This window comes from Streptomyces sp. NPDC002513 (assembly GCF_053595355.1).
Window position 1 is genome coordinate 91,042 of the sequence record NZ_JBSFXK010000008.1, and the last position, 23,886, is coordinate 114,927.

At 70.2% G+C, this 23,886-nt stretch carries 20 protein-coding genes and 1 pseudogene; 12 read left to right on the forward strand and 9 right to left on the reverse strand.

Annotation, left to right across the window (positions count from 1 at the left end):
- Window positions 1–20: 20 nt before the first annotated feature.
- Window positions 21–746, reverse strand: coding sequence for an alpha/beta fold hydrolase (locus tag ACWD5Q_RS08330; RefSeq protein WP_451426230.1), 726 nt, complete (start codon window positions 744–746; stop codon window positions 21–23).
- A gap of 122 nt (window positions 747–868) precedes the next feature.
- Window positions 869–1,192 carry a hypothetical protein gene (locus ACWD5Q_RS08335; RefSeq protein ID WP_451426231.1) on the reverse strand — a complete coding sequence of 108 codons (324 nt, stop codon included), beginning with the start codon at window positions 1,190–1,192 and terminating at the stop codon, window positions 869–871.
- A 688-nt stretch (window positions 1,193–1,880) separates the two neighbouring features.
- On the opposite strand from ACWD5Q_RS08335, the gene ACWD5Q_RS08340 reads away from it, so the two are divergent.
- The gene (locus tag ACWD5Q_RS08340) at window positions 1,881–2,831 is read left to right on the forward strand and encodes a lactate/malate family dehydrogenase (RefSeq protein WP_451426232.1); all 951 of its coding nucleotides are present in this window, start codon (window positions 1,881–1,883) and stop codon (window positions 2,829–2,831) included.
- Window positions 2,832–2,955: 124 nt separating this feature from the next.
- Here the strand turns inward: ACWD5Q_RS08340 and ACWD5Q_RS08345 are convergent, their stop codons facing one another.
- From ACWD5Q_RS08345 to msrA, 4 genes are all read right to left on the reverse strand, one after another.
- Complete coding sequence (locus tag ACWD5Q_RS08345; RefSeq protein WP_451426233.1) at window positions 2,956–4,542, reverse strand: Na+/H+ antiporter; 1,587 nt, start codon at window positions 4,540–4,542, stop codon at window positions 2,956–2,958.
- Window positions 4,543–4,668: 126 nt separating this feature from the next.
- A complete protein-coding gene (locus ACWD5Q_RS08350) occupies window positions 4,669–5,883 on the reverse strand; it encodes a glycosyltransferase (protein ID WP_451426234.1) in 1,215 nt (404 codons plus the stop codon).
- Entirely contained in the window at window positions 5,880–6,680 is an 801-nt protein-coding gene (locus tag ACWD5Q_RS08355; protein WP_451426235.1) for a MerR family transcriptional regulator, read from the reverse strand. Before ACWD5Q_RS08355 ends, ACWD5Q_RS08350 begins: the two co-directional genes overlap by 4 nt.
- Window positions 6,681–6,836: 156 nt before the next feature.
- A complete protein-coding gene (gene msrA / locus ACWD5Q_RS08360; protein ID WP_451426236.1) occupies window positions 6,837–7,349 on the reverse strand; it encodes a peptide-methionine (S)-S-oxide reductase MsrA in 513 nt (170 codons plus the stop codon).
- 695 nt (window positions 7,350–8,044) lie between these two features.
- Between msrA and ACWD5Q_RS08365 the strand changes: the two genes are divergently transcribed.
- From ACWD5Q_RS08365 to ACWD5Q_RS08385, 5 genes are all read left to right on the forward strand, one after another.
- Window positions 8,045–8,914, forward strand: a complete 870-nt coding sequence (locus ACWD5Q_RS08365) for an NAD-dependent protein deacetylase of SIR2 family (RefSeq protein WP_451426237.1) — start codon at window positions 8,045–8,047, stop codon at window positions 8,912–8,914.
- 440 nt (window positions 8,915–9,354) lie between these two features.
- Complete coding sequence (locus ACWD5Q_RS08370; RefSeq protein ID WP_451426238.1) at window positions 9,355–10,470, forward strand: NAD(P)-dependent alcohol dehydrogenase; 1,116 nt, start codon at window positions 9,355–9,357, stop codon at window positions 10,468–10,470.
- Window positions 10,471–10,783: 313 nt separating this feature from the next.
- A complete protein-coding gene (locus ACWD5Q_RS08375; protein WP_451426239.1) occupies window positions 10,784–11,545 on the forward strand; it encodes a nuclear transport factor 2 family protein in 762 nt (253 codons plus the stop codon).
- Between the two features lie 200 nt (window positions 11,546–11,745).
- Complete coding sequence (locus ACWD5Q_RS08380; protein WP_451426240.1) at window positions 11,746–12,276, forward strand: SMI1/KNR4 family protein; 531 nt, start codon at window positions 11,746–11,748, stop codon at window positions 12,274–12,276.
- 17 nt (window positions 12,277–12,293) lie between these two features.
- On the forward strand, window positions 12,294–12,719 hold the full coding sequence (locus ACWD5Q_RS08385) for a GNAT family N-acetyltransferase (RefSeq protein WP_451426241.1): 426 nt from the start codon (window positions 12,294–12,296) through the stop codon (window positions 12,717–12,719).
- Here the strand turns inward: ACWD5Q_RS08385 and ACWD5Q_RS08390 are convergent.
- Window positions 12,631–13,098, reverse strand: a complete 468-nt coding sequence (locus tag ACWD5Q_RS08390; RefSeq protein WP_451426242.1) for a cupin domain-containing protein — start codon at window positions 13,096–13,098, stop codon at window positions 12,631–12,633. The genes ACWD5Q_RS08385 and ACWD5Q_RS08390 overlap by 89 nt on opposite strands.
- A 30-nt stretch (window positions 13,099–13,128) precedes the next feature.
- Window positions 13,129–13,860 (reverse strand): SDR family oxidoreductase, encoded by a 732-nt coding sequence (locus tag ACWD5Q_RS08395; protein ID WP_451426243.1) that lies wholly within the window; start codon window positions 13,858–13,860, stop codon window positions 13,129–13,131.
- Window positions 13,861–14,833: 973 nt separating this feature from the next.
- Here ACWD5Q_RS08395 and ACWD5Q_RS08400 point away from each other — a divergent pair.
- Window positions 14,834–16,411: a helix-turn-helix domain-containing protein gene (locus tag ACWD5Q_RS08400; RefSeq protein ID WP_451426244.1), complete on the forward strand. Its 1,578-nt coding sequence runs from the start codon at window positions 14,834–14,836 to the stop codon at window positions 16,409–16,411.
- Window positions 16,412–16,520: 109 nt separating this feature from the next.
- Here ACWD5Q_RS08400 and ACWD5Q_RS08405 read toward each other — a convergent pair.
- A pseudogene (locus ACWD5Q_RS08405) lies at window positions 16,521–17,026 on the reverse strand (SDR family NAD(P)-dependent oxidoreductase); the annotation flags it as partial.
- 315 nt (window positions 17,027–17,341) lie between these two features.
- On the opposite strand from ACWD5Q_RS08405, the gene ACWD5Q_RS08410 reads away from it, so the two are divergent.
- From ACWD5Q_RS08410 to ACWD5Q_RS08430, 5 genes are all read left to right on the forward strand, one after another.
- Window positions 17,342–18,256 (forward strand): alpha/beta hydrolase, encoded by a 915-nt coding sequence (locus tag ACWD5Q_RS08410; RefSeq protein WP_451426245.1) that lies wholly within the window; start codon window positions 17,342–17,344, stop codon window positions 18,254–18,256.
- Between the two features lie 51 nt (window positions 18,257–18,307).
- A complete protein-coding gene (locus ACWD5Q_RS08415; protein ID WP_451426246.1) occupies window positions 18,308–19,954 on the forward strand; it encodes a flavin-containing monooxygenase in 1,647 nt (548 codons plus the stop codon).
- A 210-nt stretch (window positions 19,955–20,164) separates the two neighbouring features.
- The gene (locus ACWD5Q_RS08420; RefSeq protein ID WP_451426247.1) at window positions 20,165–21,658 is read left to right on the forward strand and encodes an NAD-dependent succinate-semialdehyde dehydrogenase; all 1,494 of its coding nucleotides are present in this window, start codon (window positions 20,165–20,167) and stop codon (window positions 21,656–21,658) included.
- Window positions 21,655–22,920 (forward strand): iron-containing alcohol dehydrogenase, encoded by a 1,266-nt coding sequence (locus ACWD5Q_RS08425; RefSeq protein WP_451426248.1) that lies wholly within the window; start codon window positions 21,655–21,657, stop codon window positions 22,918–22,920. Before ACWD5Q_RS08420 ends, ACWD5Q_RS08425 begins: the two co-directional genes overlap by 4 nt.
- Window positions 22,917–23,873 carry a 3-hydroxyacyl-CoA dehydrogenase gene (locus ACWD5Q_RS08430; RefSeq protein WP_451426249.1) on the forward strand — a complete coding sequence of 319 codons (957 nt, stop codon included), beginning with the start codon at window positions 22,917–22,919 and terminating at the stop codon, window positions 23,871–23,873. The genes ACWD5Q_RS08425 and ACWD5Q_RS08430 overlap by 4 nt, the downstream gene beginning before the upstream one ends.
- Window positions 23,874–23,886 lie beyond the last annotated feature (13 nt).

The window sequence follows — 23,886 nt, forward strand, 5'->3', positions numbered from 1 at the left end:
GAAGGGGCTCATGGGGCGCTTCACCGGACGGTCGCCAGGACCGCCTGATGGATCAGTTCCGCGACCTGCTTGGGGTGGGAGAGCATCACCAGGTGCGCGGAGTCGACCTCGACGACGGTCATGCCGGCCCGGCGGTAGCCGTAACGCTCCACCGCGGGATTGAGGTCGGCCGAGGCGACCATGCCCCACGAGGGCTTCGTCCGCCAAGCCGCGACCGGCGCCTTTTCGGAGAAGGCCACGGTGGCCAGGGGGCGTTGGGAGACGGCCAGTACGGAGGCGAGAGCGGGGTCGACGTCGGCGGCGACCAGGGCGGGGAACTCGTCGATCGCGACCGACACTTCGGTGCCGGGCGTGGTCGAGCCCGTGATCGGGAAGGACCCGGACACCAGAGCGCTCCCGAGGTCGGGGCCGGGGCTGGGGAAACGGGCTTGCAGCTCTCCCAGGCTCTCGCCCTCCTCCAGGGCGAAGCCGGCCAGATAGACCAGCGCGCTGACGTTGTCCTCCACACCGGCGACGGTGATGACCGCACCGCCGTACGAATGTCCCACCAGGATCACCGGGCCCGGAATCTGCCGGACGACCGAGGCGATGTACGCGGCGTCACCGAGCAGGCTGCGGTTGGGCACCGCCGGGGCCGTCACATCGAGGCCGCGGGCCAGCAGTTCGGGAATGACCTGGGCGTAACTGGATGCGTCGGCGAAAGCGCCGTGAACCAGGACGACCGTCGGGTTGCCGGAATGAGACATGACACAACTCCCTGTGAACGAGGCCCTGCGCCGGGCCGGGCCGATACGCGGCGCACGCGTTCGGCCGGGGGCATCGGGCACGCATACGGTGCCACCACCGGCTTGCACGGCGCCGGCGGCCGTCATCCGGCGGTGTGCCGGGCGACGACATCGTCGGGGTCGACGGGGGGCTGCCCGGTACCGGGGAGCACCGTCGGGACGGTCCACCGCAGGGCGCACCGACCGAGCCGGTCGGCACGTCCGGGGCGGTCCCGGTCGACCGGCTTCCCCGCGACCGGAAACCCGCCGGGATGCGGGGCCGCGAAGAGCACGCTGTGGTGGATCGACTCGGCTGCGTGACAGCCGGGCAGCGCGAGGGCGGAACTTCTGTCGACACCGCCGGTGGTCCGACGGCTCCAGCCGCGGTCCGGAGACGCGCACCACCGCCCGTGACTCCCGGAGGGCATGCCGCGCCCTTCCCCGAGGGAACGCCGTCCCTGCTCCGATCACCGAGATGTCCTGCCCTGAGTCCCCATCAGACAAGGCGTTGTGCCGCTCCAAGACGCCAGCGTGATCACGCTAGACGCGCCTGAGCCGGCACAGCGGTCCGCATGTGCACACCTTCGTTCCCGTACGTGCACGCTGCGGAATCCGACCGCGGGACCGGCACCGTCACCCCCGGCATACGGCGTCAGGCGGACCGGCTACCGGCGTGGGTGGCCCACGCGCCGCGGGACGCGGTGGCGAGGGCTCAGGTTGCGTCATACGGTGGGCAGGGAAGCGTTCCCGCGGGCGCTGGATGCGGTCGGCGCCTGTGCGCGCATCCGGCCCGCCGCCGGGCCGGAACCGGCATCGCCGCCCGTCCCGCACCCACGTCCCCGCTCCGCGCTCACCGTCCGGGCCGGCCCGCACCGTGACGACGCCGCGGAACCGATCCCGCGCCTTCGAACCAGTGGCCGCGGACGAAGCACGACAGACGGTCACGCGGCGTGTCGCGGCTCGCCGGCATGCCCCGAGCCGGGTGGTCTCGCGCCGGGAGGGAAGCCGGGCGCCTGTCGGCGAAACGTCCGGCTGCGGCCACCCGTTCATCGCACACATCGCCAGGGTCCCGGACGCCGAGGCGGCCTGGCCCGTCGAGTCGTTGGAGGCACAGACATGAAGGTCGCCATCGTCGGCGTGGGCGCCGTCGGGTCGGCCACGGCCCTGTCCCTGGTCGAACGCGGGGGAACCTGCCGCGAGATCGTGCTGATCGACCGCGACACAGCGCGCGCCGACGGAGTCGCCGCCGACCTGCGCTACGCCGCGCCGCTGTCACCGACGGTCGACGTGCGCTCCGGCGGCTACGACGACCTGGCCGACGCCGTGGTCGTCGTCATCACCGCCGGGACGAACGAGAAGGCCGGCGGCGCCACCGACCGGTCCGACGCCCAGGGGCGGCTGCGGCTGCTGGACACCAACGCCACGGTCTACGCCGACATCGTTCCCCGCGTGGTGGCCATCGCGCCGCAGGCGGTGCTCATGGTGGTCACCGACCCACCGGATCCGCTGGCCGACCTCACCCGGCATCTCGCCGGACACGGCCGGGTGTTCTCGACCGGCACCCTGATCGACAGCCTGCGCTTTCGCGTGCAGCTCGCCGAGCGCCTCCGGGTCCGGCCGCGCGACGTGCAGGCACTGGTGGTAGGCGAACACGGCACCTCCGAGGTGCTGTTGTGGTCCTCGGCGACCGTCGGCGGTATCCCCGTCACCGACCTGCTGAGCCAGAACGGCCAGTCGGTGGAGGAGTTGCGCGGCGAGGTGGAGAACGACATCCGTTACGCCAACATCACCATCATCGAGGGCACCGGCGCGAGCCAGTACGGCATCGGCGCCGTCTCCGCCCGACTCGTCGAGGCGGTCCTGCGCGACGAACGCGCGGTGCTGCCCGTCGCCGCCTATTGCCCCGCCCACCAGGTCACGCTGTCCCTGTCCAGTGTTCTCGGCGCGGGCGGGGTCCAGCAGATGCACGTACCCGCCATGGCGCCCGAGGAGCAACGGGCCCTGGAGAGCAGCGTCCGTGTCCTGCGCGAAGCCGCCGAACGTGCCCTTGCCGTCGGGGCGGCCTGAGCGCTCTCCAGCCGACGGGCCGCGCCGGGGTCGCCCGCGAGCCGGCGGTCGAGTGCCGCCTTGTCCTTGGGGATCGGTGTGATCACGTTCGGGGGGCGCGTGGACGCACGAGCAGTACGAGCGGTCAGCCGCGCGCTCGGAGGCTGGCTTCTTCGAGGTCGAGTTCGTGCTGGATCCGGCGCCGGGTGGCGTTGCTGATCTTGTTCGCCCGGTAGAGACGCTGGAGCTCGGCCGCCTCGATGGCGATGAGTGTCCGGCGTATCTCACGGTAGGCGTCGGCGGGGCGGGCGTCCGGGTCGCTGTAGTGGGCATCGTCGGCCTGGTGGACACGCGCCTCGAGTTGGCGACGGGCCTGCTTCAAGGCGGTCTCGGCGGCGGTGCCCAGATGGGCGAGCTGATCCGGATCGCCAAGCTGTTCGAGCTCTTCGAGAGCGGCGTGGGCGATGCGCCGGCGGGTCCGGGCCTCCTCGCGGGCGGTGTGCTCCGGTTCCAGAGCGATGCCGGAGCGGCGGACGATAGGGGCGAGGGTGAAACCCTGGAAGACGAGTGTGAGCACGACGGTCCCGGTGGTGAGCGTGAGGATGAGTGCCCGGTGCGGCAGCGGCGCCCCCGTGTGCGTGGTCAGGGGGATGGAGAGCACGGCGGCCAGCGGCATGACGCCCCGGGTGCCCGCCCAGGACAAGACGGCCGGAACGCGCCAGGAAAGCCGGCTGTCGCCCTCCCCGCGCCGGTAGTGGATCAGTGCGGACAGCGGGAAGATCCACAGCAGGCGGATCGTCAGCACCGTGAAGGCGATCACCGGCACCCACAGCGGCCAGCCGCGTTCGTCGTGCGCGAGCTGACGGACGGCAGAGGGGAGCTCGAGTCCGATGAGGGCGAAGACGACACTCTCCAGCAGGAAGGTCACGGTGTCGTAGACGGCGTGGACCTGGAGGCGGATAGGGGCGCTGCTCAGCTTGTGGCCGGTGCTGCCGAGGACGACTCCGGACACGATGACTGCGGTCACGCCGGAAGTGTGCGCGTCCTCCGCGATGACGTACGAGGCGTACGGGGTGACCAGTGCGATGACGGTCTCCAGCACGGGGTCCTCGGTCCGTCTGCGGATGAGGGTCACCACTCCGGCGACCGCCGCGCCGATGAGGGCTCCTCCGCCCGCAAGGATCAGGAACTGCTCGACGGTCCCCGACACGGTGATGACGCTGCCGGAAACCGCGGTGGCCACGGCGACCTTGTACAGGACCAGGGACGTGGCGTCGTTGAACAGGCTTTCCGCCTGCACCATGGCCTGCACGCGTGGTGGAAGCGACAGGCGCCGGCCGAGGGCGGTCACGGCCACCGGGTCGGTGCTGGCCAGGACGGAGCCGAGGATGAAGGCGGTCGCGGCGGTGAGCGGGGTGATCTGTCGGGCGACGTACCCGACGGCGACGGCCGAGGCGAGGACCAGGCCGAAGACCAGACCGGTCACAGGCCGCCACACGGTGCGCAGGTCGCGGACGGAGATTTCCCCCGCCGAGGCGAAGAGCAGTGGCGGCAGCACCAGCACGTTGATCACGTGAGGCGGCAGCTGAACCTCGGGAACCCAGGGCAGCAGCCCGACGGCCAGACCGGCTACCACAAGGAGTGAGGGGGCGGGCAGGCTCCAGCGGCGGGCACCGGTCGCCACCGCGGTGGCCAGGACCACGAGCAGCAGGATGACGGTCAAGCCGGTCATGGAGTGTCCCCCGTGGGTTACGGCTTGTTACCCCCCTCTGACCAGGTACTTTCTCAGAGTAACCGACCCCGGGCGGGGCCGCAGGCGCCCTGGGGGCGCGGCGGTCCACGGCGCGGTTTGTCGGTATCACCCCCTGGTCAGCTGCTGGATGGCGGTGAGGGCCTGGCCCGCTCCGTCCTCGGTCGCCATGCGGCGAGCCGCTTCTGCGGCGGCTCGTGTGTATGTCTGCTGCCGTACGACTTGGCCGAGTGCGTCGGCGAGCCGTTCGGCGGTGAGGGATCGGAAGGGGACCGGGTGGGTGGCGGCGCCGAGGGCGGCAAGTCGTCCCGCCCAGAACGGCTGGTCCGCGGTCACGGGTACGGTGACCGCGGGTACTCCGGCGCGCAACGCGGCGGCCGAGGTGCCGGCCCCGGCGTGGTGGACCACCGCGGCGAGCCGTGGGAACAGCAGCGCGTGCGGTACGTCACCGATGGTGAGGACGTCGTCGCCGTCGGCCGCGAGCCCGGCACTGCCGGCTTGGAGGATGCCGCGCAGCCCGACGCGACGCAGCGCTCGTACGGCGATCTCGCTCAGCCGTTCGCCGTCTCCGGACGCCATGCTCCCGAAGCCGATGAGGACGGGCCGGGGCCCGGCGTGAAGGAAGTCCTCCAGGTCCGAGGGCAGCCGCTCGGTCGCGTCGAGGTGGGGCCACCAGTTCCCCACGACCTTCAGGCCGGAACGCCAGTCGGAAGGGCGTGGCACCAGTGCCGTGCTGAAGCCGTGCAGGACGGGCCAGTTCGCCTGTTCCTGCCGTCGACGCATCGCGGAGGCCGAGAGCGGGGGCAGTTGGAGGCGGTGGCGTAGTTGTACGACCGCCTGCTCGGACACGCGGTCGGCCATGCGGAGAGCGAAGCGTCCGGTCGCGCGGTTGGCGAGGCGGCCCAGTGAGCGGCGGCCTGTGATGACGGGCGGGAACTCCCCGGTCGGGGCGGTGGGCTGGAGGTACACGCCGAGGCTCGGGATCCCCGTGGCCTCGGCGAGATGCCAGCCGAGCGGGGCCGTGGTGGTCGACAGCAGGAGCAGATCCGTGCCGTCGTCCATCACGTCGGCGAACCCCTGGCCCAGTTCGGTGAGGAACGCGGCTGCGGTGCGCATCAGTTCACGTCCCCCGGTGACGCCGCTGCGCGCCCGTGTGTCGCCGGGGAGTCCCCGGAATTCCAGTCCGGCGTCGCGTACGAGAGGTGCGAAGGCGTCCGTGGTGGCGAGGGCGACGTCGTACCCGGCCCGGCGCAGTTCGGCGCCCAGGCCCGTGTAGGGCACGATGTCGCCGCGCGATCCGGCCGCGGCGATCAGGATCGTCATCGGCGCTCCTCGGAGTCGGTACGGCCGCATGCGTGGCGGGCCGCGTTGGCGTGGACCGCCTTGCGCGTATAGGCGGCCAGGCCCGGACGCTGCTGTGAGGGCGGTACGACCAGGGCGAAGGCGCGTGGGTCGGCGATGAAGTCGTCCGCGATGCGCTGGTGCGTGTCGGGTGGGCAGGGGGTGAACCAGCGTGAGATGTACAGACGGTGTTCCTCGGCGAGGTCCATGGCCCGCTCGCCGTCGCTCGGCTCCCCCTCGTCGAAGGCCGCGAGCAGTTCCGCGCGCCAGGCGGAGGCCTCCCCCATGAGCTGCCGCCAGTCCTCCTTGGTGTGGGCGGCGGCGCGCGCCATCGCCTCGCGCTGCCCCTCCGAGTGCTCCCACTTCAGCTCTGCCTGGGTGGCGTAGCTCAGGTCGAAGGTGATCTCACCGAACACCTCGAAGCGTTCCTGAGGGGTCAGGGACACCCCGGTCTGCTGGACCTCGATGGCCCGTTCCGCCATCTCGCCCAGCCGCTGCAGCCGGGCGATCTCCTCACTCAACTGCCGCTGCCGGTCCCGCAGGTGCTTCAGCGCGTTCGCCTGTGGATCCTTGAGGATCGCGGCGATCTCATCGAGGGTGAAGCCGAGCTCGCGGTAGAAGAGGATCTGCTGGAGACGGGCCAGGTCGGCGTCGCTGTAGAGCCGATAGCCGCTGTGGCTGCGGCCGCTGGGGGAGAGCAGCCCTGCCTTGTCGTAGTGGTGCAGCGTTCGCACCGTCACCCCGGCGAATGCCGAGACCTGCCCCACGGAGTAACTCACCCACCTGCCCTTTCGTCGGCTCACAGCCTCAAGCCTGACGTAGGGGGAGGGTCAACTCGCTCTTGGTGGGCTTCGCGGGCGAGGGCCCGGGGCCCCTGCGGCACACACCCGAGGGGAACCCCGGTCAGCCGGCCGCGCCCCGGGCCGCGTCGGCCGTCAGCCCTCCGCGCGGGCGGGCAGCCGCCATCCCGGGCGCGGGAAGTGGCAGGTGTAGCCGTTCGGGTATCGCTGCAGGTAGTCCTGGTGCTCGGGCTCGGCCTCCCAGAAGGGACCGACCGGCTCCACCTCGGTGACGACCTTGCCCGGCCACAGTCCGGACGCGTCCACATCCGCGATGGTGTCCTCGGCGACCCGCTTCTGCTCGTCGTCCGCGTAGTAGATCGCCGAGCGGTAGCTGAGACCGATGTCGTTGCCCTGGCGGTTCTGGGTGCTCGGGTCGTGGATCTGGAAGAAGAACTCCAAGATCGCGCGATAATCGGTCTTCTCGGGGTCGAAGAGGATCTCAACGGCCTCCGCGTGGGTGCCGTGGTTACGGTACGTCGCGTTCGGCACGTCACCTCCGCTGTATCCGACCCGGGTCTCCACTACGCCCGGGAGCCGGCGGATCAGGTCCTGCATCCCCCAGAAGCATCCGCCCGCCAGCACGGCCCTCTGCGTCTGCGCTGCCATGTCGGCCCCTCCAATATCTCGTGCCTCGGTCACTCGGGCTGCTCGGCTCGCACACCGCCGGCACCCCATGTTCTCTTGCTTCATCAGCGCATGAAGGCTCCCAGCAATTCCTCACCCGCCCGCCCCGGGACCGCAGCCCCCGACCGGGGCCGCAGTTTGTCCGTTTCTGACCATGACCAGTCACAATCCTATTCCGTTCCACGAGACATCACCTCGTACGTTGAGGGGAGACCGCCACCGAGCAACACCTCAGCGGCGGAAAGCGGCAAGACCCGTAGGCGGCTCGAGGAGGTGGGCATGGACGCGGCCGACCGGCTCGGGCCGAGGTGTGCCTTCGACGGGTTCGACGCCCGGCGCCACGCCTTCGCGCCGGTGCTGCGCTGCTTCGCCGCCGCCCGCGCGCCGAACTGAGTCCGGACACCGAGGCCGGCCTGCCCCCTGGGCCACACCGGCCACCCGTTCCGGGGCCCGGCTCGGGCCGGCGTCGGGGCCGTACGGCGACTGGGCCGGGAGAGCCGGCCGACGCTGCTGTGTCACACAGCCGACGACGTCCACCGCCCGGGCGGACTGCGATCCCCTCCCCCTCGGGCGCGCTCTGCGCCCGCACCTGCTGTTCCCGCAACCGTCAACCCCACTGCCCCGCCCGATCCGGCATCCGGACGCGAAGGGAGCACACGCCGAAGGGATTTGGAGACATGAGTGTTCGCGACGAAAGGCGGCCCGCCGGCCTCACGGACGCGGCGGAGACCGTGCGCTCCTGGCTCGGCGAGGCCGACCGGATATTGATCGCGGCCGGGGCCGGGCTGAGTGCGGCCGCCGGATACGACTACGGCGATGTGGAGCGCTTCAGGGAGCTGTTCCCGGCGCTGTACCGGCTCGGTCTGCGCTCTCGCTACCTGCTGGGCGCGCCGCTGCCGGCCGACATGATGTGGGGTTACTGGGCCGTCCATATCGACGACATCCGCTACGGTTCCCAACCCAACCCCCTCTACCGGCATCTGCGCGCGCTCGTCGGGGACCGTGACCACTGGGTGATGACGTCCAACGTCGACGCCCTGTTCGCCCGCAACGGCTTCGACCCCGACCGGATCTTCGCTCCCCAAGGTGACTACGGGCGTCTGCAGTGCACGGTGCCGTGCAGGCAGGAGACCTGGGCCAGCAAGCCGTTCCTCGACCGGATCCTCGCCGCCTACGATCCCGCCACCGGGCGGGTGCCCGACCCGGCCGCCCTGCCCGCCTGCCCCCACTGCGGTGAGGCCATGTTCCCCAACGTGCGGGTGGGGCCGGAGTTCGTCGACGGCGCCTACCTGCCCGCCGGTGGCCGACTGGAGCGGTGGCTCGGTGACGCGTCAGGCGAAGACGGCCTGCTGGTCCTGGAGTTCGGGGCCGGATTCAACACCCCGGGCGTGATCCGCTGGCCGATGGAGAACGTCGTACGCCACACCCCCGGGGCGCGACTGGTGCGCGTCAACCCCCATCACCCGGAGGTTCCCGCCGACCTCGAAGACCGCGCCCTGTCCGTGCCGTTCGGTGCGGACCAGCTCCTGGACGCGCTCACCCCGTGACGACAGCCGTCGCGGACACCGCCTCCGCCCGGCACCGCACCGTCCCGACAGGAAGCGTCGCCCACCATGCCCGACCTGACCGAATTGCCGGACGCGGCGATCGCGGTCACGGGATCCGCAGGGCGTCTCGGCGGGCGGGTCACCCGCCGCCTGGCCGAGCGGGGCCTGCCGCAGCGGCTGCCGACCCGCAGCCCCGAGCGAGCCCCTGCTCCGGCCGGCACCACGCGCTTCCCACGGCGCCCCGCAGTGGCAGCTCGACGCCTGGGTGTCCACCTACACGGCCATCGCGGCCGGACAGCTCGACGGCGTGAGCGACGCCGTGCCCCGTCTCACCGGCCGCCTGGCCACTTTCCTCGCCGACGTCATCCGCGCCGCACGCGGCTGACCCGTACTGCCGTGGCTCGCGAAAGAGCGAGCGGAAGGAGCAGAAGGATCCGATCATGATCGAGACCCGAGCAGCCATAGCCCGTCCCGGCACGGGAACCTTTGTCTGGGAGGACGTCCGGCTGGAGGAGCCACGCCCGGACGAGGTCCTGGTTCGGATCGTGGGCGTCGGCATCTGCCACACCGACCTCAGCGTGCGGGACGGCAAGCTGCACACCCCGCTGCCCGCCGTCCTGGGCCATGAAGGGGCCGGCGTCGTGGAGGCCGTCGGCGAGAACGTCACGCGGGCCGCGGTCGGCGACAACGTACTGCTGTCCTTCAGCTCCTGCGGCCGCTGCACCGCCTGTCTGCACGGCCACCCCGGCTACTGCGACACCTTCATCGACCGCAATTTCGGCGGCACCCGACCCGACGGCAGCACTCCGATCCACGCCGCCGACGGCACCCCACTCGGCGGGCGCTTCTTCGGCCAGTCCTCCTTCGCCCGGCACGCCATCGTCGATGAACGAAGCGTCGTACCGGTCGAAGCGGCCGACGAGGACGAACTGGCCCTGCTCTCCCCCATCGGCTGCGGCGTCCAGACCGGTGCGGGGGCGGTGCTCAACGAACTGCGCCCCGGCCCCGGGGACACCGTGGCCGTCTTCGGCGCGGGAGCGGTGGGTCTGTCCGCCGTCATGGCCGCCGCGCTGACCTCCGCCGCCCGAGTCATCGCCGTCGACGTCGTACCCGCCCGCCTCGACCTCGCCCGCCAACTGGGCGCCACCGACGTCATCAACGCCCGGCAGGAGGACGTCCCGGCCCGTTTGCGGGAACTCACCGCGGGACACGGTGTCACCCACGCCCTGGAGAGCAGCGGCGTACCCGCCGTGCTGCGGCAGGCCATCGACACCCTCGCGGTGAGCGGGACCGTCGCCGTCGTCGGGGCCCCGCCGGTCGGCACCGACGGCACCTTCGACGTCAACTCCCTCCTCAACGGCCGCGTCATTCGGGGCGTCACCGAGGGCGACAGCGACCTGGTGACCTTCATCCCCGCCCTGGTGGGCCTGCACCGGTCCGGGCGTCTGCCCTTCGAGCGCATGATCCGTGTCTACGCCCCCGACCAGATCAACGAGGCCGCTTCCGACGCCGCCGCCGGAAGCGTGCTCAAGCCCGTGCTGCGCATGACCGCCTGACCGCGGCGGCGCAGCAGGCTCTTCTGTCCGCGCTGCGGGGGCTGGTATGGACGGGGAGGGGCCGCGCACGTCGGCCCGGCCACCGTCCGACCTTCTCCGAGCCCCTGTCGTTTTTTGACCATAGACCGTCCCCGATTCACCGTGTTCGATCAACGCCGGTGACCTAGTTTGGACATGTACCACCCCGCAGCCTCCGGCCGCACAACGGAACCGGAACAGCCGCGGTGATCAGTCTCCCCGCCAGCACTCTCCGGGCCGTCACGGCTTATCCCCTTCCCGGCACCGGTCCGCACCCAAGGAAGAAACAGACATCATGAGCAACGCCAAGGACATCGTTCTCAAGGCCGCCACCGAGCTCTTCGGTGACAAGGACCCCTCCGCCGTCGACCGCTGGGTCGCGGCCGACTACAAGCAGCACAGCACGCTCGCGGCCGACGGCCCCGAGGCGCTGCGCCAGCTGGTCGGCAGCCTCAGCGACGACTTCCGGTACGAGGGGGCCCGGGTCATCACCGACGGCGACCTGGTCGCGCTGCACGGCACGTATCACGGCTTCGGCCCCGACCCGCTCGTCAGCTTCGACATCTTCCGCGTCGACGCCGAGGGCAAGCTGGCCGAACACTGGGACGCCCTGACCCCGCAGGTCAAGGAGACCGCCTCGGGCCGCTCCCAGACCGACGGTCCCTCCGAGGTCACCGAGCCCGGCACCACGGAGGCCAACCGTGCTCTGGTCGCGGAGTTCGCCGAGAAGGTACTCGTCGGCGCCGACTACTCCGTGCTGACCGACTACATCTCCACGGAGACCTACTACCAGCACAACCCCGAGGCTGCCGACGGTCTCGACGGATTCGGCGCCGCCGCGGCCCGGTGGGCCGAACAGGGCAAGAACCTGCTCTACAAGAAGGTCCACCGGGTCATCGCCGAGGGCGAGTTCGTCCTTCTGCAGTCCGAGGGCGAGTTCGGGGTCCCGGTCGCCTACTACGACCTGTTCCGCGTGGCCAACGGCCGGATCGTCGAGCACTGGGACGTCATCTCCCCGATCCCGGCCGAACTGCCGCACGGCAACGGCCTGTTCTAAACACCTCAGCGAACCGGCAGTCGCGGACCGGCCCCGTTCGAACGGGGCCGGCGGCGCACCCGCCGGTGCTGCGCTGCGGTCCACCGCCGGACAGCGGCCGTATTGACGACGGCCACCGTGCCCATGGGCCAGAAGACACCACGCTGAGCGGGGCGGCCGCCGATGGGGGCGATGTCAGTCCCCCTGACTAATCTGCGCGCATGACCTCCACCGATGATGACCGCCGCTTCCCCGCCGCGCTCGCCGCTGCTCTGGCCCACCCGTTCGACTACGACCACGGCAACGGGGTCGACTTCGAGCCCTTCGACGCCTTTGTCTCCGCCGAGGAGACGACCGACTGGTTCCAGGCGTGGACGGGCAACAAGGAGGTGAGCGGGGATGCCTTCCGGGTGTTCGGCATGGACGGCGCCGGCGGCTATGCGGCCTTCTGGCTGGTACGCCCGGGCAGCGAACTCGCAGACCAGCCTGTGGTCTTCCTGGGCTCCGAGGGCGAGACCGGAGTCGTCGCCCGTGATCTGGCCGACTTCCTGTGGATCCTGGCCGACGGTGTCGGCCCCAGGGAGGCGATGGACCCCTACGATGCGGGCATCGTCTCCCGCCCGAACGCCGACCTCGCGGCGGTAGCAGAACAGTTCGCCCCCGAGCGCAGACGACCGGCCGTGACCTTGGCCGGTTTTGCCCGCGAGGAGTTCCCCGACTTCGAGAACCGGATAGCGGAACTCTGCCGGTAGCCGGAGACGAGGAGGCGGTGTGCGGCGAGGATGAGCTGGCCGCGCTCCTTGCCCGTGCTGGTGAAGAGGACGCCGGCGAAAGCGGCTTGGAGGACATCACCTCTCCCGCGTTCGTCCTGCGTGAGAGTGACGACGTGGTTGCCGCGGCCGGCTATCACGCTTGGCCGCGGTCGGTGGCTCACCTGAGTGTGCTGGTCGCGCCGGGGCATCGGGGCCGAGGACTCGCGCGGGCTGCGGCATCTGCGGCGGTGGCGCATGCACTTGGCGCCGGGCTGCTTCCGCAATGGAGGGCACGGCCGCATCCGTCGAAGCGAGTAGCACTTGCGCTGGGCTTCCAGGAGCTGGGAACCCAGCTCAGCGTCCGCCTCGACGACGCGGTTTCACGGGACGCGGGGCTCGCAGGTGTTGACGCTGGGCCAGTTCCTCGTCGTCGACCAGGGTGAGCATGGGTTGACCGGGCACACACATCATGGTGACGAGGAAACGGCTCCAGGAGTCCGTCCGGTTGTTTCCGTCCTGGTAGTGGATGACACCGCCGCCCGGCTCCCAGAACGTTTCCCCGGCCTTGATCACCCGCTCGGGCTCGCCTTCCAGTTCGAAGAGCATCTCCCCTTCCAGCATGTAGCCGAAAGCGGGTCCCGCGTGCCGGTGCGGAGGGGTGCCGGGGTCGCCGGGAGGGAACTCGATGAGGACCGTCATCGCCTCTGCCCCGTCCGGAATGAAGGGCGGCTTCACCGACTGCAGCACAGTGAGCGCCGTCTTCCACGCTTCCGAGCGCGGTGGGCTCTCAGCGCTGCCTGCCGCCGGCTCATTGCTCGACATGGCGAGGACCTCCAGTGGTGCGTTGGCGGTTCAGGAGAGCCAGTCGCTGTAGTGGGTGGGGGCGATACGGGCGTCGCCCTTGGCGGTGAAAGCATCGCCGTGGACAGCGGCGAACATGCCGGCGGTGTCGTCGGTGACGACGGTGCGGCCGTCAGGGTGGGCGTTCAGGGTGATCCGGCCGAGGTCGTCCAGGGGGAAGACGTCGGGCCCGGCGATGTTGAGGGTGCCGTTCAACGGGGTGCCGGCGGCGACTTCGGCGATGGTGTCGGAGACGTCCTGGGCGGCAATCGGCTGAAGCGGGGTGGTGGGCAGGCGGACGATGTCGCCTTCGGTGGTCCAGGACAGGACCGCGTCCATGAACTCCATGAACTGGGTGGCGCGGACGATCGAGTAGGGGATCGGCCCGGCCTTGAGGATGTCTTCCTGAAGGACCTTGGCCCGGTAGTAGACGAGGTCGGGCACACGGTCCGCGCCGACGATCGAGAGGATGACCACATGGCCGACCCCGGCTGCGCGGCCGGCGGCCAGGAGGTTGTCCATCGAGGTCCGGAAGAACTCCGGGGAGGCGTCGTCGAAGGTCGGGGAATTCGTCACGTTGACGACACTGTCGGCTCCGGCCACCGCCTCCTCCACGCCCTGGCCCGTGATCACGTCGACGCCTGTGGACATGGAGTGCGGTACGGCCTCGTGTCCGGCCGCGTTCAGCTTCTTCACGACCTGCGACCCGATCAGTCCGGTACCGCCGATCACTGCGAACTTCATGGGGAGCCTCCCGTCGGTGATGTGGTCACACGTCCAGCCTGCGACGGTGCGGTACGCGGCGCGTACGCTTCTGGGCCCGCGGTGGCGAGCCGCCGGGGGCTTCGCCTTGGCCGTAAGCGTTCGTATCACGCCGGAGCGCTGGTAACCGGCCGCGGCGAACCTCGGCCCGCCGTGTCGGCCCCGGAGGGCCGGTGTCCAGCAGCAGGAAGCCTCCGTGGCCGAGGACGTATGCGCAGACGATCCACTGCAGCAGCCCGCGGGCACGGCCGGGCCTACGCCGCCGGATTCCTCCTCTCCGGCCCGTTCTCCGGCCGCTGCGGATGACGCGCCGTGATCACCGCCGGACTCGTGGCCGCCAGGGCATCCACCCCCGCGGTCGGCGCCGCCCCCGTCTCCCCGCCACCATCGCCCGGCAACGTGCGCCGCCCCCACTGCGGCCCCGACCAACTACCTCCCAAGGCCCCAGGAACCACTGCCTCCGGTTCGAACACCGGCCAGCCGTGGAGTCCTGCGCACCCGCGGCCTCGGCGGCCTGATCCACGAGTACAGCTATGCCGCTTGACCAGCCGCGATGGCGATTCGAGCCCCACCCGTTCGGCCTCCAAAGGCAGGCCGGAGACGCCAGGGATGAGGCGATCGCGCCGGCCGACGCACCTTCCGTGTGGCCGAGAGGCCACAACGCCGGATTCGTCCGAACGCTTGACTGTATGCCCGATTGCAGTCATCTTCATTTCGGGCGTGTTTCGTCTGCGCGCCGGCTTTCCGCCGAGTGTTCTTCCGAACGGCCCGTATCAGGCGGGACAGGGAGGTCGACTCGTTGGACAGTGAGCGGACGGCCCGGATCGAGGCAGCCAAGGCGGCCTTGTTGGCCGAAGCGGAAGCGGAGACGGCGCCTTCCTCCGAACTGATCAGTTCCTGGCGGCGAAGCCACGCCGCTCTCGGCGTACCGTCAAACGTGCGGAACGTCCCCCGAGTGGCTGACGAACTGCTGGACTCACAGCTGCTGGAGATCTTCCGCGCCCCGTTGCAGCGGTTCACCGACACCCTGGACGGGACAGGACTCGGCCTCCTGCTGTCGGATGCCAGCGGGCGGATCTTGGAGTGCTGGGCGAGCGATTCCGCCGCTGAGCGCCACCTGGACAGCGTCGGGACGCTGCGTGGCGCGGTCCTCTCCGAGGAAGCCGTGGGCACCAACGGCGTCGGGACCGCGCTGGCCGTCGGGCGTCTGGTGCAGGTGCGGGGCGCGGAGCATTTCGCCGACTTCTACCACAAAGCCGTGTGCACCGGCGCCCCGGTACGTCATCCGGTCACCGGGAAGATCCTGGGCTCCGTCACCTTGTCCTGCGAGGTCTCGCCCCGCGTGGAGCTACTGCGCCCACTGCTGCAGACGGCGACCGCCCAACTGCAGCAGCACGTACTCGACGTCGAGCAGCCGGCGTCGCGCCGTGCCCTGGAGGCGTTTCTGCAGACGGCGAGTTCCCGGACGGGCCCCGTGGTCGCGATCGGACCGCAGGGAGTGGTGATCCAGAACGCGCTGGCGAGCCGACTCAGCCGGCAGGAGATCGCGGAAATCCAGGAGGTCTGCCAGGAAATCGGTCCGACGTCGGGCACACCCCGCCGGATCCGTACCGAAAGCCTCACCTTCGAAGTGACCTCGCCCGAGCCCGGCAACCACGTCGCCGTGATCCTCACCGCACCGGCCACGACCCGTACCGGTCGGGCACGTCCCGGCAGCGACGGTGTCGCGCGTCTCGTCGGCCGGGCTCCTGGGTGGCTGGCCATGTTGCGTCAGGTGGCCCAGGCACGCGAGGAGCAGTCGCCGCTGATCCTCGCGGGCGCTCCTGGGGTGGGAAAAATCTCGGTGGCGCTGGGTGTCCCTCATGTCCCGGGTCGTCTGCCTGCCGGTCGTGTCGTCGTGGACTCCGCGGAGAGCCACGTGATCGGCGCTCGTGAATGGTTGCAGGACGTGGCGGGCAAGATCGCGTCCGGAGACGCTGTCTGCGTACGGGGCGCCGAGACCCTCGACCGGGCAACGGTGGCCGGATTGCGGTCGGTACTCAAACGCGGCGCCACGGCGAGCCCGGTGATCACGCTGTCCATCGACGACGCCCACGAAGCCGAGGAGTTCGCGGTGCGTATCGGCGGCGGCCGCATCATCTGGGTACCGCCGCTCACTGAACGGGCAGGCGACATACCGGACCTGTGGAACGCGTTCGCCAGAGTCGCGGCACCCGGTGCCGGGCTCGTCCTCCATCCCGACGCGCTGCCGCTGCTGCGGGCGTACCGTTGGCCGGGCAACCTCACCGAGCTGCGCCTGTTGGTGGGTCAGCTTGCCGCGTCCGGCAAGCGGGGTCCTGTGGGTCCGGACGACCTGCCCGAGTCCCTGCGCAGCGACGACCGCGCGCTGTCCCTCATCGAACAGGTCGAAGTCCGCGCCATCCGCCAGGCGTTGCAGGAGGCCGACGGCAACCGGGCCAAGGCGGCAGAGATCCTGGGCATTTCGAGAGCGACCATCTACCGCAAGATGAAGACCTATCACCTGACCGTTTGAGACGTTCTGTTCCCTGGCTCACGGCATAGTCGTTGACCACGGGGTCCTGGGCGTCGGTGAGGGGCGTGACGATGAAGCCCGGATGCAGCGAGTTGACCCGGATACCGTCCTTCGCGTGTGTGATGGCGGCGTTCTTCGACATGTTGCGGACGGTGCCTTTGGCGGCGTGATAGGCGTGCGCCCGGCGACCGCAGCCGAGCCCCAGATGGACGAGACGTTGATGATGGAACCCCCGCCCTGGGCGAGCATCCGCGGGATCACCGCTCGCATGCCCAGCCGGGTGCCGGTCTGGTTCACCGCCACGGCGAGTTCCCAGTCCTCGACCGTGAGTTCGTGGACGGGCTCGTACGTGATGATCCCGGCGTTGTCGGCGAGAACGTCCACGCGACCGTGCCGGTCCACGACGGCGGTCACGACACGCTCCCATGCCTCGGCGTTCGACACATCGAGCCGGTGGTACTCCACGCCGGAGGGGGCGTCGGCGTAGTCGCCCTCCTTGCCGCGGCTGGTGGCGATGACGGTGGCGCCCTCACGGGCGAAGACCTCGGCGATCGACTGCCCGACACCTCGGCCGGCGCCGGTGACGATGGCGACCTTTCCCCGCAGACGGGGCATGACTTCTCCTCGGAGACGAGATGGGGTGGGGTGGGGATGTCCTGGCCGCGACGGGCCGACGGACCGCCGCGGCCAGGGCCCGTTCGTGTTGCAGAGGCATGGGATCCGGTCCGTCTTTCCCGGGTGCCGCCGTGTGACAGGCGCCTCACCTGACAGCAGTGTCGGGGCCGGCCGGAGGCATGATCTGGGTCACTGTGAGACCCGCACTGTCGCATTTTGCGACGGCTCTTCTGCACGCGGAGAGGGCCGGTTCACAGTGATCCACAGAGCCCAGCAGGAGCCTTTTCCCTTCCACCGCTCAGGGAGATGCGACACATGACGACTCGGCCCGAGCCCGCGGACCTCCTCGGCGAGATCTACGCCCAGTGGGCCGTCGAGATGACGACCCACCCCGACATGTCCACCTCGTTGCTGCGGATCCTGTTCGACGACTGGCAGCGCGCCACCGCCGAGCCGGAGGGCGTGACCTATCAGCACACCGAGATCGGTGGCGTCCCGGGCATCCTCGTGACGCCGCTGGGTGCCGACAGCTCCCGCGTCCTGCTGGTCATGCACGGGGGCGGGTTCGCGCTCGGCTCCTCCGCGAGCCACCGCAAGCTGGCCGGCCACCTTGCCAAGGCCTGCGGCGTCACGGCGTTCGTCGCCGACTTCCGCCTGGCCCCGGAGCACCCGTACCCGGCCGCAGTCGAGGACGGGCTCAGCATCATCGACGCGCTGCTGGAAAGCGGCCACCGGATCGAGGACATCACCCCGGTGGGCGACAGCGCGGGCGGCAATCTGGCGATCGCCATGGTGCTGCGCCTGATGGCAGCCGACCGGGAACTCCCCCGCCAGGTGCTCACCATGTCGCCGTGGCTCGACATGGAGAACTCCGGCCGCACCATCGAGACCAACGACGACACCGACTTCCTGATCACCCGCGAGGGCCTCCAAGCCAACATCGACCGCTACCTCGAGGGAGCCGCGGAGCCCACGGACCCGTTCGTCAACCCGCTGTACGCGGATCTGACCGGCTTCCCCCGGCTCTACATCTGCGCGGGCGACATCGAGTCCCTGTTCGACGACAGTGTCCGGCTGCACGCCCTGGCCGAGAAGTGCGGCGTCGACGTGACCTTCTCCGTCGGTGTGGGTCAGCAGCACGTGTATCCCTTCCTGGCCGGCCGGCACCCGCGGGCCGACGAGGAGATCGCGGCCATGGCCGCCTGGTACGCCGCCGACCGGAACGGCTGACGGTCTCGGCCCTCACATCCACCGCATCCCGCACCCCGGAAGGACACGACCATGACCCTGCAGCACCCCGACCGCACCGACTTCGACGCGGTCGTCATCGGCGCCGGCTTCTCCGGACTCGCCATGCTCCACCACCTCCGAGAAGCCGGCTTCGACACCCGCGTCGTCGAAGCGACCGACGGCGTCGGCGGTACGTGGTGGGTGAACAACTATCCGGGCGTGCGCACCGACAGCGAGTTCCATTACTACTCGTTCTCCTTCTCCAAGGAGGTGCGTGAGGAGTGGACCTGGACCGAGCGGTACCCGCACGGCAAGGAGGTTCTCGCCTACCTCAACTTCGTCGCGGACCGCCTGGACCTGCGCAAGGACATCCAGCTCAACTCCCGCGTGAGCTCGGCGGTCTGGAACGAGGACAGCAATCGCTGGTCGGTGCACCTGGAAGGCGGCCGGACGCTCACCGCCAGGTACCTCGTCAGCGGCATGGGCGTGCTGTCACAACCCGTCTACCCGCCGATCCCCGGCATCGAGTCGTTCGCCGGCGAGCTTTACCACACCGCCAAGTGGCCGCGGGAGGGCGTCGACCTCTCCGGCAAGCGGGTGGGCATCATCGGTGTGGGCGCCTCCGGCATCCAGGCGATCCCGGTCATCGCGCCGCAGGCCGAGGAACTCCACGTCTTCCAGCGCACGCCCAACTATGTCGTCGAGACCGACAACGAGAAGGTCTCGGCGGAGTGGATGCAGTACGTCCGTGATCATTACGACGAGATCTTCGAGCAGGCGGCGAACCATCCGTTCGGCGTGGCGATGGACCCCGCCGAGCACAGCGCGCTCGAGGTGGGCCCGAAGGCGCGACGGGAGGTCTTCGAGAGCAAGTGGCAGGCGGGCGGATTCCACTTCGCCAACGAGTGCTTCAACGACCTGGCCACCAACCACCAGGCCAGCGAGCTGGCCTCGGAGTTCATCCGGTCCAAGATCCGCGAGATCGTCAAGGACCCGGTGACTGCGGAGCTGCTGTGCCCGAAGGATTACTCCTTCAACGGCAAGCGCGTCCCGACCGGGCACAACTACTACGAGACCTTCAACCGTGAGAACGTGCACCTGGTCGATGTGAAGTCGACGCCGATCTCCGAGATCAACGCCCGAGGCGTGAAGGTCGGTGACACCGAGTACGAGCTCGACGTCCTGATCTTCGCTACCGGCTTCGACGCCATGACCGGCACGTTGACCACCATCGACATCGTCGGCCGGGACGGCCTGATCCTGCGCGACAAGTGGGCCGACGCAGGGCTGCGCAGCAACCTGGGCATCTCGGTCCACGGCTTCCCGAACTTCTTCATGTCGCTGGGTCCGCAGACGCCGTACTCGAACCTGCCGGTCCCGATCCAGCTCGGCGCTCAGTGGCTGCAGCGGCTCCTCGTGTGGGCCCGCGCGAACCAGGTCGAGCAGATCGAGGCGACCCGCGAGTCCGAGGAGTGGTGGGCCCAGGAGACCAACCGCGCCGGCGAGGCGACAGTGATGTGCTCCGAGGGCGAGAAGGCCGGTGCCTGGTTCCTGGGCCACAACGTGCCCGGCAAGCCGCGGGCGTTCCAGGTGTACATGGGCGGCGGTCAGGTCTACCAGGAGTACTGCCGCCAGGCCGAGTCGAACGGCTACAGGTCGTTCCGCGCGGACCTGGTGCGCCGGCCGGCGGCTTTCTGAGCCTGGCGCCGTCACGGGTCAGGAGCGGCACGAAGACTCGTCCCCGGCTCCACCCGGCGCGTCGAACAGGTAAGGCACCCCCGCCCTCAGCCGAGCCGGATCGCGGCCACGGCACCCCGTGCACTCCGCACCGGTAAGGGACGGTGGCCGCTCATCGGTCCCGCCGTCCGCGCTCTGCCTCCTCTCCTCTCCCCCGAAAGGAACGTTCCCATGACCTCAATGGAACCCCTCACGTACGCCGAGGTCCACGGGCGGAAGGTGCCCGTCGGCCTCTACATCGACGGGGCCTACCGTGACGCCGGCGCGACGTTCACCGTCCTCGACCCGGCGGATGGCAACGCCCTCGCCGAGGTCGCGGGCGCGACCGCCGACGATGCACGTGAGGCGCTGGAGAGCGCGGTCCGTGCCCAGGACGCCTGGGCCGCCTGGGCGCCGCGAGCCCGCGCGGACCTGTTCCACGCCGCGCACCGCCTCCTGGTCGACCGCGCCGAGGACTTCGCCGTCGTCATGACGGCCGAGAGCGGCAAGCCGCTCGCCGAGTCACGGGCGGAGTTCGCGCTCTCCGCCGGCTTCTTCCTCTGGTACGCCGAGCAGATCGCACACCTGCACGGCACCTACGCTCACGGCTCCCCCGGCGGCTACCGCGTCATCACGACCCATCAGCCGGTGGGCCCGTGCCTGCTGATCACGCCGTGGAACTTCCCTTTGCTGATGTCGGCCCGGAAGGCCGGCGCCGCCCTCGCGGCCGGCTGCACCGTGGTGATGAAGAGCGCGCAGGAGACGCCCCTCACCGGAGCGCTGTTCGTGAAGACCCTGCACGACGCCGGCTTCCCCGCAGGCGTGGTGAACCTGCTCCACACGAACACTTCCGCGGCGATCTCCGACGCGATGATGAACGACACACGCCTGCGCAAGATCAGCTTCACCGGCTCCACGGGTGTCGGCAGCCACCTGCTCCAAAAGGCCGCGGGCAACATCGTCAACGCCTCGATGGAACTCGGCGGCGACGGCCCGTTTCTCGTGCTCGAGGACGCGGACATCGACCTGGCCGTCGAGCAGGCCGTCATCTGCAAGTTCCGCAACGCCGGTCAGGCGTGCGTCGCGGCGAACCGGATCATCCTCCACGAGGCCATCGCCGAGGAGTTCACCGAGAAGTTCGTCGCCCGCACGCGCCGGCTCACCGTCGGCAACGGCTTCGACGACGGCGTCGACGTGGGCCCCATCATCAGCGAGCGCCAGCGCGACCGGGTGACCGAACTGGTCGCCGCCTTCCGGTCACAGGGTGCCGCCATCCTCGTCGGCGGCGCCGAGATCGCGGGCCCCGGCTTCTTCTACCAGCCAACCGTCATGCGCCTCGACTTCCGCGACAGCGCGCTGTGCACCGAGGAACTGTTCGCCCCGCTCGCCGCGCTGTACACCGTCACGTCGGTCAAGGAGGCGCTGGAGTTCGCCAACGACACCGACTACGGGCTGGCGGCCTACCTCTTCACCCGCGATCTCAACCGCGCCGTCGCGATCGCCGAGAAACTCGACTTCGGAATGGTAGGGGTCAACCGCGGCATCATGGCCGACCCTGCCGCGGCCTTCGGCGGGACGAAGGCCTCCGGCCTGGGCCGTGAGGGCGGCCACGACGGCATCTACGAGTTCCTCGAGCCCAAGTACCTGGCCATCACCGTCGACGAGAACGAGGCGATCTCCGCATGAGCCGCACCGCCAACACCCTGCAGCTCGGACTGCTCCGCCAGCCCTCGACCGTGCTCTTCGGGCCAGGACAGCGCCAACACCTGCCCGCCCTCGTGGCGGCGCGCGGCGACACCGCCCTCGTCTGCACCGATGAACGGATGTCCGCGGACCCGGTGTTCACCGCGATCGTCGCGGCGATGGAGGGCCGCGGAGTCGGCGTCAGCGTCTACTCCAAGGTCGAGCCGGACCTTCCCCGGGAGAACCTCCTCGACATCGTCGAGCTGTACGCCGGCCGCCGGTTCGACGTGATGGTCGGCATCGGCGGCGGCAGCGTGATGGACTTCGCCAAGGTCGCCTCCATCCTGCTGGCGCGCGGCGGCGACGTCCGCGACCTGTACGGCGAGAACAACGTCGACGGCCCCGGCTTCCCGCTCATCACCGTGCCGACCACCGGCGGCACCGGCGCAGAGGTCACCTGCGCCGCAGTGGTCTACGACCGCGACAAGGGCATGAAGATCGGCGTCGCCAGCCCCTACCTGGAGGCGGCCGCCGCGGTCATCGACCCCGAGCTCACCCTCACCTGCCCGGCCGGGCTCACCACCGCGACCGGCGCCGACGCGCTGACCCACCTGGTGGAGGCGTTCACCAGCCGGGCCAAGAACCCCTCATCCGAAGAGATCGAGGCCCACCTGTACGTCGGCAAGAACCTCCTGACGGATCACTACTGCCGCGAGGGCCTCGCCTTGGTCAACCTGTCCTTCGCACGCGTCGTGGCGAACCCGTCCGACCTCGCCGCCCGCACCGACACCATGCGCGCCGCGTTCGACGCGGGCATGGCGATCAACACGGCCGGCACGGCGGGCGCGCACGCGATCCAGTCTCCGGTCGGCGCCCTGACGCACACTGCGCACGGCCTCGGCGTCGGAGCCCTGCTGCCGTATGTGATGCGCTACAACCTGCCGGCACGAGTGGAGGAGTTCGCCGAGATCGGGCGGATCCTCGGCGCCGCCGACACCTCCGGCAGCCTCGAGGCACAGGCTCGGGCCGGAATCGGACGCGTCGACCAGCTCCTCGAAACACTGGGCTGCCCGCTCAACCTCAAGGACCTCGGCCTCACGCCCGAGCACTTCGACTACGTCGCCGACCAGGCCCTGCTCGCCACGCGCCTGACCGCGAACAACCCCCGCGAGCTCACACACGAGAGCATCGTGGAGATCCTGCGCCGCGGGTACGCCGACGACCGCTCCTTCCGGGAGTTCGACGCGGGGGCGGTGCCGGCATGACCATCGCCATCGTCGGCACCGGGTCCATCGGTGTCGCCTTCGCGCTGGTCTTCGCCCGGGCCGGCACCGAGGTCCGTTGCTGGGACCCCGTCCCTGACTCCCGGGCACGAGCGGAACGCGATCTCGAGGATCGTCTGGATCGACTGCGCTCCTTCGGCCTGCTGACGGAAAGCCCGGAGGTGATCGCCGCGCGGGTCTCGTTCGAGACCACGCTGGAGACCACCGTGCAGGACGCCACGCTCGTCCAGGAGTGCGCCCCGGAACGGCTTGACGTCAAGCAGGAGCTCTACGCCCGGCTCGACCGCCTGACCGGCCCGGACGTCGTCCTGGCGAGCTCCAGTTCCGCAATCCGCGCGAGCCTCCTCGCAGAAGGCCTGGACGCCGCCGACCGGATACTGGTCGGGCATCCCGGCAACCCGCCGTATCTCCTCCCGGTGATCGAAGTCGTGCCGTCACCGGCCACGAGTCCGGAGACTGTGCAGCGGGCCCGCGCGACCTACGCCGACGCGGGCCTGCATCCGGTACTGCTCCGCCGCGAGGTGGAGGGCTTCGTGTTCAACCGGCTCCAGGGCGCCCTCCTGCGGGAGGCGTACTGCCTGCTACGCGACGGCGTTGCCGGAGTCGAGGACATCGACACCGTGGTGCGCCTCGGTCTGGGCCGCCGGTGGGGGATCGTCGGTCCCTTCGAGGCCGTCGACCTCAACACACGGGGCGGGATCGACGCACACGCGCAGAAGATGGGCCCTGCCTACGCACGAATGGGTGCCGAACGCGGCCAGCTCGATCCCTGGACGCCCGAACTCGTCGCACGTGCGGCAGCCGAGCGCCGGACCCTGCTCCCGCTCGACCAGTGGGACGACCGGGTGCGCTGGCGCGACGAACGTCTGATGGCGCTGCTGGCCTGGGAGCAGGCGCAGGAGGCAGCCGTCAGGGCCATCCCACCCCTCACCTGACAACACCTTGGAC

Coding starts and splice junctions, on each gene's coding strand:
- ACWD5Q_RS08330 (WP_451426230.1), bottom strand. CDS start 746: ATGTCTCATTCCGGCAACCCGACGGTCGTCCTGGTTCACGGCGCTTTC.
- ACWD5Q_RS08335 (WP_451426231.1), bottom strand. CDS start 1,192: ATGCCCTCCGGGAGTCACGGGCGGTGGTGCGCGTCTCCGGACCGCGGC.
- ACWD5Q_RS08340 (WP_451426232.1), top strand. CDS start 1,881: ATGAAGGTCGCCATCGTCGGCGTGGGCGCCGTCGGGTCGGCCACGGCC.
- ACWD5Q_RS08345 (WP_451426233.1), bottom strand. CDS start 4,542: ATGACCGGCTTGACCGTCATCCTGCTGCTCGTGGTCCTGGCCACCGCG.
- ACWD5Q_RS08350 (WP_451426234.1), bottom strand. CDS start 5,883: ATGACGATCCTGATCGCCGCGGCCGGATCGCGCGGCGACATCGTGCCC.
- msrA (WP_451426236.1), bottom strand. CDS start 7,349: ATGGCAGCGCAGACGCAGAGGGCCGTGCTGGCGGGCGGATGCTTCTGG.
- ACWD5Q_RS08365 (WP_451426237.1), top strand. CDS start 8,045: ATGAGTGTTCGCGACGAAAGGCGGCCCGCCGGCCTCACGGACGCGGCG.
- ACWD5Q_RS08370 (WP_451426238.1), top strand. CDS start 9,355: ATGATCGAGACCCGAGCAGCCATAGCCCGTCCCGGCACGGGAACCTTT.
- ACWD5Q_RS08375 (WP_451426239.1), top strand. CDS start 10,784: ATGAGCAACGCCAAGGACATCGTTCTCAAGGCCGCCACCGAGCTCTTC.
- ACWD5Q_RS08380 (WP_451426240.1), top strand. CDS start 11,746: ATGACCTCCACCGATGATGACCGCCGCTTCCCCGCCGCGCTCGCCGCT.
- ACWD5Q_RS08390 (WP_451426242.1), bottom strand. CDS start 13,098: ATGTCGAGCAATGAGCCGGCGGCAGGCAGCGCTGAGAGCCCACCGCGC.
- ACWD5Q_RS08395 (WP_451426243.1), bottom strand. CDS start 13,860: ATGAAGTTCGCAGTGATCGGCGGTACCGGACTGATCGGGTCGCAGGTC.
- ACWD5Q_RS08410 (WP_451426245.1), top strand. CDS start 17,342: ATGACGACTCGGCCCGAGCCCGCGGACCTCCTCGGCGAGATCTACGCC.
- ACWD5Q_RS08415 (WP_451426246.1), top strand. CDS start 18,308: ATGACCCTGCAGCACCCCGACCGCACCGACTTCGACGCGGTCGTCATC.
- ACWD5Q_RS08420 (WP_451426247.1), top strand. CDS start 20,165: ATGACCTCAATGGAACCCCTCACGTACGCCGAGGTCCACGGGCGGAAG.
- ACWD5Q_RS08425 (WP_451426248.1), top strand. CDS start 21,655: ATGAGCCGCACCGCCAACACCCTGCAGCTCGGACTGCTCCGCCAGCCC.
- ACWD5Q_RS08430 (WP_451426249.1), top strand. CDS start 22,917: ATGACCATCGCCATCGTCGGCACCGGGTCCATCGGTGTCGCCTTCGCG.